This is a genomic window from Paenibacillus sp. P4_A9, assembly GCF_056402415.1.
The window spans coordinates 1-9,593 of the sequence record NZ_JBFUHL010000108.1 but is presented as its reverse complement, the minus strand read 5'-3'; the positions used below and the strand labels follow the sequence as shown (position 1 = coordinate 9,593).

Below are 9,593 nucleotides of genomic sequence, written 5' to 3'. Positions count from 1 at the left end.
ACTATGTACTCTTCATCAATTTTTTTAGTCATAAGTCAAACTCCCCTTTCATGCTCTTCGTCAATTTTTTCTGAAGTAATGCTAATGACCTGTGGTAATCAACTTTAACCTTTGATTCAGAGCAATTTAAGATTTTGGCAGTTTCTTTTATCGACAACTCGTTAATAGCTCGTAAAATAAATACTGATCTATAATTAGGTTTTAATTTGGTTAAAGAATCTTGAATAGTTTTATAAGTTTCTTTTGCTTCTAAATTTTCTTGTGGCAATCCTGTGTTAGAAATCATTTTGGTGAAAAAATTATCATTAAATAATGAGTAAAACCTTTTTCGCCTATAATGATCAATAGCTACGTGCTTAGCAATTGATAAAATCCATGATCTTAATTGAAAATTTTGCTTAAATGTAGTAATTGATTTAATAACTTGTATAAACACCTCGTGTGTTAAATCTTCTGCGTCACTTTTATTACCTGTAAAGCAAATTAAAAATCCATAAACCGATTTATAATGTTCTTCATAAATCGTATCTATGGTAAGATCTAGATCTATCTTCCCATCCTTCAAAAAACTATAACTAACAGTCTCTGTCTTCATTCAGCTCGTCACCTCCATTTGATTTTCAGTTATACATTCGAATAAGCGCACTAGAAAGTTACAAAAATTTTCCAGATAGAAAAGCAGCCGAATGACTAATCGGCTGCCTATTTTGTATATTGGAAGAACCGTTCTTTTTATCGATACATTACAAAATTAATTCGCTAGGAGATTCTGTTTCCCTTTTTTTGTAATTAGAAATGGAAATATGTTACTCATCAAAAAGATGAATATATACAATAATCCGCGTATTAGCCAAAATGAATACGCGGACCCCGAGTACAAGTGTCACTCACTCTTGAAGCTTTCGAATTGATTTTTCAACCAGTTCTGATTTTGATTTGCAATATATTGTTCCATTCGGATCAGTAAGTCAACTAATTCGATCTTAGTCAGTTGCATGTACCGCTGCCTGACGCGAGCTAAGTCCCTATCCTGCTTTATTTGCTTAAACGAATCCAGATCACTTTCAATGGGAACTCTAGAGCTCTTACGCGGCTTATAAACCTTTGCTGTAATGTGCTCTGAAAAATATGCATGCAGTTCTTTATTCTTACGAATAGTGTGAATTGAATCCAATATTTTGTGGATTCAATGTCTCAATTTTTGAAAACAAAAAAACGCAAGACACCTTGCGTTTCGTCCAACAGAACTCTATTTCTTCCTCTTCACTCGTATCATCATACTTTGATAATCCCCTCGCAGCGTCAACGGAACGCCGAGGTTCATAAGGGTCGAGCCATGACGAACGAGGGCATCTCCATCTTCAATCTGTACCTCATAGGACGCCTGGGGCTCAAGCCCCTGCAGCCGCAAGCTCCGAACTTCGGAGCCAAAATGCTGGGATTGCAAAAATGCAAAAACAACAGCCTCACGTTCATCATCACTTAGATACTGATAAGCCGCCAAATTCGCATCCCTCAACGAGGATAGCCGATATAGGCTGCCGTTCATTATCATCGGCCTGATCTCTTTGTACAGCTCCACAAAGCGCTTCGCTTCTTCTATTTCCTCTACTGACCATTTGCTGATATTCGCACCGATGCCCAGACCGCCCATCATCGCGCTGTGGAATCGGTACGATAAAGGGAGGCTCCTGCCGTTAAAGCCATGCGGTGACTCTGTCACCCAACACATCATGACAGCCGGACTGTAAGCGTATGAGAATCCCTCTTGAATCGCTAACCGGTCACGCGCATCGGTGTTATCACTAATCCAAGCTTGATCTGCATATCGCAAAATGCCAAGATCAATTCTCGCGCCGCCGCCTGCGCACGTCTCGAATTCTACATGGGGGAATCGTTCGCGAAGCTCAGCCCATATGGCGTAAAGGTGATCCACATGCTTGATCCACATGGAGGCCCCTGCATCCCCAGAAACCGAAGTACCTGGCTCTGTCACGGTCCGGTTCATATCCCATTTGATAAAATCATACTTCGTCAGTAAGGTCGTCATGAAATCGAGAACGAAATGCTTCACTTCGGGCAGTCCTAAATTCAACAGCAATTGATTGCGTAATTGCGTTCCTTCGCGCGTTGGGAAGTGATACACCCATTCCGGATGCGATCGATACAAGTCACTGTCCGGATTKACCGACTCTGGCTCTACCCATAGTCCAAACTCCATCCCCAGTCCCTTTACGTGCTCGATCAGCTCTTCTAGTCCATTGGGGAACTTCTCCGCATTGACATACCAATCGCCTAACCCTGCTCTGTCACTATGGCGCTGACCAAACCAGCCGTCGTCCACGACGAATCGCTCTACGCCCAGACGAGCTGCCTGCCGTGCCAGCTCCTTCTGCCCTTCCACAGTTACGGCGAATTCGGTCGCCTCCCAGGAATTGTACAGCACTTTGCGTAGCTTGCTTGTTGGCAGCACGTAATCCTTTTCGTATTGATGCAGGTTGCGGCTCATTTGACCGAAACCGCCCGACGTGAATCCGCCGACGAATACAGGCGAAGCATATACATCCCCGGGCGCCAGCACGAAGGAGCTGTCAAAATCGTTCACACCGCCGACGATTCGCACATGGCCGAACGTCGTCTTCTCCGCAACGATTTTCCAGTTTCCGCTCCAGCCAAGCGCGCCGAACCACACATTACCGGATACTTCGTCCGCCTTCCCGTTGTCCATTGCAAACCAAGGATTAGCGTGTGGACCGGTGAAGCCTCTGCGCGATTCAAGCACCTTTTTTCCCTCGGATAAAACTGTCGATCTTAGTTGGTACTCACCAGCCCACCGGCCTGTCACATGCGTCATTCGGTAATCAGACAGGCCCTGTACCGTCCAGACAGCCGCCATGACCTGCTCAATGCGAACCGACTCTGTTAGCCCATTGTGTATCTGCACATAACGTTCAATCAGATCGTATGAAGGAATCGCTTTGTAATGAACTTCAACACTTACCGGGTAATACGCATCCGCCATTCGCAGTATGAGCTCATTTTCACCTTCGATTCGGTAGCCCTCATACCTCAGCTTCAAGTCCCGTACACCATCAGCAAATGAAATCTTTAACGCTGGTTCGGCATAGTTACAACCGCCCCAGCCACCGTACTCTTCCGTCTCCCGATCGATTTCGGCATCGAAGGAGCTATGTAACCTGCTACCCAGTAAATAGCCGCATTCCGCAGCCTCGATGTGAGCTCCCCAATACAGATGCTGAATGGTACCTTTGTCGTTGATCCCAAACACATACGATGATGCATCGGTACGGATTTCAAAGATGTTTTCTTTATCCAAATACGTTACAGACACCTAAGTCGTCCCCCTCGGATCTAACCCTTGATCGCTCCAGCGGCAATCCCTTTAATGATGAATCTCTGCATGAACAAGAAAAAGATGATGATCGGAATCATGCCCATAACCGCATAGGCGAAAGCAAGATTCAAGTCGCTGCTGTATTGACCGAAGAAAAAGTACTGTTGCAGCGGGATTGTACGATAATTTTTGTCCTGCAAATAAAGCAGCGGAAGTAGGAAGTCATTCCAAATGTACAGCGCATTAAGTACGAGCACTGTCGCCGTTACCGGCTTTAGCAAAGGCATCACAACACGAATGAAAATCCCCGGTGTAGAACAGCCGTCAATCCTTGCCGCCTCTTCGATTTCACGCGAAATGCCTTTCACAAAACCAGTGTAAAAGAGCACGCCCATCTGTACACCGAAACCACCGTAGATCAACGCCAGTCCCCAATGCGAATTCACGAGATGAAATGATTTACCAATTTGGTATAACGGCAGCATAATGACTTGAAAAGGGACCATCATGCCCGAGAGAAACAGGATGAATATGAAGTTATAAAACGGTTTATTCCTGCGTGCAATCGCATAACCAGACAGTGCAGAAGCGAAGATAATCAACGCGACGGAGATGACCGTTACAATTAAGCTGTTAATCAGCGCAGCGGGATATTTGGATGTGTTCCATGCATGCGTATAATTGTCAAAGTTCAAACTCATCGGCAATGAATAGAAGGAATCGAAGGTTTGCTTGGCTGTTTTGAGCGACATGAGCAATGCGACATACATCGGAAATACGAAAAGGACAGCTAGAGCTGCTACTGCAACGAACGTGCTGATACGTATTATTTTCATTACATTTCCACTTCCCGTCTTCTGAAAATGGATAATTGAACAATGGTCACGATGACCAGAATGACAAAGAAAATCATCGATAAGGCCATACCATAGCCCGCCTTAAAGGAGTTGAAGGCTGTTTTGTAGATGAAGGTCGTAATAACCTCCGTCGCAAAGCCAGGTCCTCCTTGGGTAGTTACCCAAACCAGATCAAACACTTTGAGCGAGCCTGTCAATACGAGCAGAAGATTAATCGTAATCGAAGGCGCAAGCAGTGGTAATGTCACATGCCAGAACGCTCGCCCGGCACCGGCTCCATCCATTTTGGCACTCTCCACAAGTTCACTCGGAATGCCTTGTAAACCAGCGATATAAATAATCATTGGCGCGCCTACGCCTTGCCATAGGGCTACTAGAATCAATCCGAACAACGCATGATCGGGATTGCCAAGCGGACTTGTCACATCTAGCCCAAACATATTCAGCAGCTTAGGAAACCCTGTGCTGAAATTATATTTCCAAATAAATCCAGATAAGACGATAGAGAGAATGCTCGGTAGAAAGAAAATCGTCCGAAACAAATTTTTAAATTTCAAGTAAGAGTCCAGAAGCAAGGCCAGCAAAAGAGATAGAACATTAACGAGTATCATTAATATAAAGGCATATTTAAACGTATTTCCAAGTGCGGCCCATACGTCCGAATCTTGAAAAGCATGCACGTAATTTTCCCACCAAATATACGTCAGCTTGCGTGAAACTCCGTCCCAACTCGTGAAAGAATATCGCGCTCCCATCGCAAATGGGATAAGAACTGCCAACGTAAATAACAGAATACCCGGAATAAGGAACAGCACATACCAGAACTCACCACGGATCATTCGTTTCATATTTCCCATAGGTTATTCCCTTTCTGATGAATAACGGCATAGGCAGTTGCCTATGCCGTTATAAACGCTGTCGTTATTTGTGGTTTTTGCCAACCCAGTCATCCAGGTCCTTAATGATTTGATCAGGTGTTGCTTTCTTGAAAAACACCTTTTGAACATATTGCGTAAATTGAGAGTTCCAATCAATCGTCGTCGTGATGAAGGATTGCGAATCGTACGTAAGTCCTTTATCGAAATAAGGCTTAAGATCATTAACCGCTGGAGCAATGTCCGTTGACGCGCCTTTGACAAAGCTGAGCGAGTTAATATTTTTCACCCATGCATCTCCAYCCTCTTTGCTGGCCATGAAAGCAAGGAATTTCAATGCGGCCTCTTTATTCGCTGACTTACTGTTCACGGCAAGAGATGCATCTGGATTAAATTCTAGCTTGTTCAAGCTTTCGTCATTGCTGAATGGATACGGGAAGTAGCCCATGCCTGTGTTATACAAATCTGGATTTTTCTTTTGAATATCCGCTAAAGGCCAAGTGCCCATGTACATCATACCCACATCGCCTTTGGAGAAGAGATCAACAACACCATTGTAATCGACACCAAGTTGGTCCTTGTTACCGAGGTCAAACAAATCTTGCGCATGTGCGATAACTGTTTTGGAGGCAGGGTTGTCAGCAAACTTCGCCGTACCCTTTTCCACTTTGGAGAAAAAGTCTGCTTGTTTCTCTACAAGGGCTGTGTTACTTGGCAGGTCTCTGCTCAACCACATGCCTAGTGTCCAGTTATCTTTCCACCCTAGGGCGAAAGGAGTTTTGCCCGCATCTTTAATCTTTTTGGCTGCTGTGATCATCGCATCGTAAGTTCTAGGAACCTGGAGCCCTAGATCACTGAATATTTTTTTGTTATAGAAAACAGCAATCGGCGTGGCATTAACGGGCATGATATAGTTTTTCCCGTCGGTTGCTTGCGCTTTCAATACGCCCGGATCGAAGTTGGACATGAAATCCTTCCCTGTCAAATCTTCAAGATATCCGCCATCATGCAGCAATTTCGTTTGGCTGCCTGCATTTAACGTAAACACGTCCACGATGTCACCGCTAGCCATTTTTGTTTTCAACAAAGTGTAGTAATCATCATATTTAACAGGCTGTACCTCGACCTTGATGTTGGGGTTTTGCTTTTCGAACTGCTCAATGATTTTGGCTACACCGTCCGTGACATCACTTTTAAAATGCATGAAGGAAATCGTAACCGGCTTCTCTACCTTTGCCGTTGCCGTAGCCGCCGGCTTGCTGTCGCTGCTCGCAGCGGGCGTTGTTGTTGTACTTGCCGTATCACTGTTGCTGCCACAGGCTGATAATAATAGGGCCACCATCGTTGCGGAAAGACCTACACTTGCAAACTTTTTCATATCTTTACCCCTCTTCCTCGTTTTCGGCTTAGAACACTAATCCCTCGTTCTGAATCCTATCTTACGCTTTGAAAGAAGGAATCGTAATAAAATAAATTGTCGTTTCGATGTTCAATATTTTGGTGTTTAGGATTTTGCCGCATGCCGATCTCGATACTCCGAAGGCGTTTTTCCCGTGAATTTTTTAAACACTTGGCTAAAATAGCGTTGATTCTCATAGCCCACAAGCTCGGAAATCTCATTTATTTTAGATTCAGATAAGTTAAGCAGCTCGCATGCTTTTTCCATCCGTTTACGCGTCACATACTCGATGAAATTCTCAGAGGTCACTGACTTAAACTGCTTGCTCAAGTAGCTCGGGTCGAGGTGAAAACGTGTGGCAATATCGATCAGACTGATGTCTTCAAAATAGTGCGCATCCAAAAATGCAGCAATCTCGTGAATGGAATGTACGGATGGCGTCATCCCCTTGCTGGCATGATATTCCTCAATCGCTTCGGTGAATTCCGCTAGGAAGTGTCTTAACTGGCTGTGATCCACTACAGCCGTAATCGAACGAACATCGAAGAGCTGCGGATAGGAAAGCGCTAATTCTTTCATCTCAGCGGAAGCTGTCTCCGTAAGCTTTTTGAGCGCACGCTGACCCTCACGGATAGAGAGTCCACTCATTTTTTCCGCTTTGTGTAGGAAATTTCGCAGCAACTCGCGACTCTCAGTTCCATGGCCGGCGGCAAACGCTTGCTGCATCGTTTTCAACTCAAACACAGTTATCAACTCTGGCGAAGCTGTAGCTGTTCCAGTGGACGGATTCAGAGAACTCAACGAGAAGCTCGTTGTATGCAGCTCGTTGTTTCTCATCTGCTCATAGGCGGTATCGAAAGCGTCTGGCAGTCGTTCCAGCCGATTGAACACATTGCTTAACCCTGCCACTACGTTTAGCTGCAGCATCTGGTGAATCGCGTTGTGAAAGGCAACGAGCAGTTGACGGATCTGTGGCTCGTCGTAAGCGGACTCAGGGAAATAAAGACATAGACTCATCCTGTCGTCTGATTTGTAGATGAGCGGAACAACGTCATGTACAGCTGAGGAGAGCACTTCAGTCAAAATATTTTCAATGCTATACATCAACAAATCCGCATTCCCATGAAATTTCTTTGTCGAAATGTCATGAAATTGGCGAAACATACATACCGTCAGCCGGTAACTTCCTTTGGCGCTGAAAATCGTTAGTTCTTCCGCTTGCGCCTGAATATCGGCCACATTCGTGATCCTACGGCTCGTTACATGCTGAAGAAACACTTCTCTGCGGAGCTGCCACATGTCTTTTGTAAATTTTTTTTGCTGCTGCAGCGTCAAATGGTTGTGGCTTGCTTCCATGGCTTTCACTAGCGCACTTTTCAAATCCAGCATGGATATCGGCTTTAAAACATATTCGCAAGCCTGATAAGTCACCGCAGCTTTCATATATTCAAATTGGGAGTAGCCGCTGATCACGATAACTTTAATTTCGGCATAGTTGGTGTACAAGGCTTCGAGAAATTGTTGTCCGTTCATCACGGGCATATTCATATCTGTCACAATGATGTGAGGCTTGCTGATTCGCATGAGCTCCAGTGCTTCTTCGCCATGTCGCGCTTCAGCAATGACTTCTAGATCCAGAGCAAGCTCACTAATCATTTTACAAACGGACTTTCTCCCCAGCGATTCGTCATCCACGACCATTACTTTGTACAAAACTGTCACCCCCATTATGATTGTAAGGAATTCGTATGCGAATCGTCGTTCCATTGCCCATCTCACTCGCGATGTCCAAGCCAAATGGGGATCCATAAACCAGTCTTATTCGTTCATGCACGTTCTTGAGCCCAATAGATACGCCATAAAACACGTCGGTCGACTTGTGCTCGAACGACGACTGCAGCGCAATCAGCTTCTCCGTTTCGATGCCAGGTCCGTTATCCTGAACCGTCAGCACAACAGAGTCATGTTCCTGCAGGATGCTAACGGCAATACGAAGCTGCTGCTCATCATCTCGCTTACTGAATGCGTGAACGATCACATTCTCAATAATCGGCTGCATGACGAAGCGAATAATGGCACAGTCCATCAGATCAGAAGAGACATCGAATTCGATCTGCAGCGTTTCCTCGAAACGGAGCTGTTGGATGTACAAATAATTGTTCACATGTGCGAGCTCTTGACCAATCGTGGACGCGACATTTCCCTCATAGAAGCTGTAACGGAACATGTCACCTAAAGCGCGGCACATCTCGTGAATCTCATAATCCCCGATTAGCACCGCTTTCCCACCGATCGTCTGCAGCGTGTTGTATAGAAAATGCGGATTGATCTGCATTTGCAGCGCAAGAATTTGCGCTTCTTTATTGCGAAGCTGCATTTCATATTTGGATTCAATTAGCTCCCGAATCTTATCGGTCATGAAATTGAAATTTCGCGTCAGCTCCGAGATATCGTCTCGATAATTGGCATTTTGTTGCAAACTAACATGAAAATTGCCTTTGCGAACAGCCTTCATCGCTTTTCCGAGAAGCTTAATGGGGCGGGTAATGTAATGCTGTGCGAGAATTGACAGAAGTGCGATGCTTAGCATCACGAAAATGAATGCTCCAACCGTCGTAATCAAAATGTTTCTTCGGTTCTGTGCCAGCTCCGGATTCGGATACACGATGGAAAGTGCAATATTGCCATAATTGAGTCGAGACGTACCAACAAATAGATCATTCTTTTTGTGCAATTGGATAGACTTCGGATCGTTTTGCCAGTTGATTTCGGGYTTTTCGTATTTGGGCACGATATCCGCATAGTTCTCATTTGTCTGATAAAATGGCTCGCCGCTCGAATTTTGCAGTACAATAACATTCGGCGTATGATTGTTCGCTTCAATCATTTTCACCAATTCCTTATTCTGGATATAGAAAACTAGCGATCCGAACTTCGTTCGATAGAACGGGTCATAAATCGGTATGGAATAGACGAAAAAGTCCTGCTGTAATGCGAAGTCTTTATACGTAAACATAAGTGTCTGTTGGAATGGCAAATCAAGCATCTCCTTGAAATGAGGAATGCTCTGATCCACTTTGACCGACTCATAGCTAGCTGCTCTGGAC

The 9,593-nt window shown here is 44.8% G+C and carries 7 protein-coding genes; all 7 read right to left on the bottom strand.

The annotated features are described in order from the left end of the window. Positions 1-28 precede the first annotated feature (28 nt). Entirely contained in the window at positions 29-595 is a 567-nt protein-coding gene (locus AC1DVJ_RS28855) for an RNA polymerase sigma factor (protein WP_477595978.1), read from the bottom strand. A gap of 654 nt (positions 596-1,249) precedes the next feature. Next, positions 1,250-3,352: an alpha-galactosidase gene (locus tag AC1DVJ_RS28850; RefSeq protein WP_477595976.1), complete on the bottom strand. Its 2,103-nt coding sequence runs from the start codon at positions 3,350-3,352 to the stop codon at positions 1,250-1,252. A gap of 20 nt (positions 3,353-3,372) precedes the next feature. Beyond that, the gene (locus AC1DVJ_RS28845) at positions 3,373-4,191 is read right to left on the bottom strand and encodes a carbohydrate ABC transporter permease (protein ID WP_477595974.1); all 819 of its coding nucleotides are present in this window, start codon (positions 4,189-4,191) and stop codon (positions 3,373-3,375) included. After that, a complete protein-coding gene (locus AC1DVJ_RS28840; protein ID WP_477595972.1) occupies positions 4,191-5,069 on the bottom strand; it encodes a carbohydrate ABC transporter permease in 879 nt (292 codons plus the stop codon). Before AC1DVJ_RS28840 ends, AC1DVJ_RS28845 begins: the two co-directional genes overlap by 1 nt. 64 nt (positions 5,070-5,133) lie before the next feature. Further along, positions 5,134-6,465, bottom strand: a complete 1,332-nt coding sequence (locus tag AC1DVJ_RS28835) for an ABC transporter substrate-binding protein (protein ID WP_477595970.1) — start codon at positions 6,463-6,465, stop codon at positions 5,134-5,136. A 126-nt stretch (positions 6,466-6,591) separates the two neighbouring features. After that, positions 6,592-8,199, bottom strand: coding sequence for a response regulator transcription factor (locus tag AC1DVJ_RS28830; RefSeq protein ID WP_477595968.1), 1,608 nt, complete (start codon positions 8,197-8,199; stop codon positions 6,592-6,594). Beyond that, on the bottom strand, positions 8,174-9,593 hold a 1,420-nt coding region (locus tag AC1DVJ_RS28825), incomplete at its 5' end, for a sensor histidine kinase (protein WP_477595966.1). The genes AC1DVJ_RS28825 and AC1DVJ_RS28830, both read right to left, overlap by 26 nt.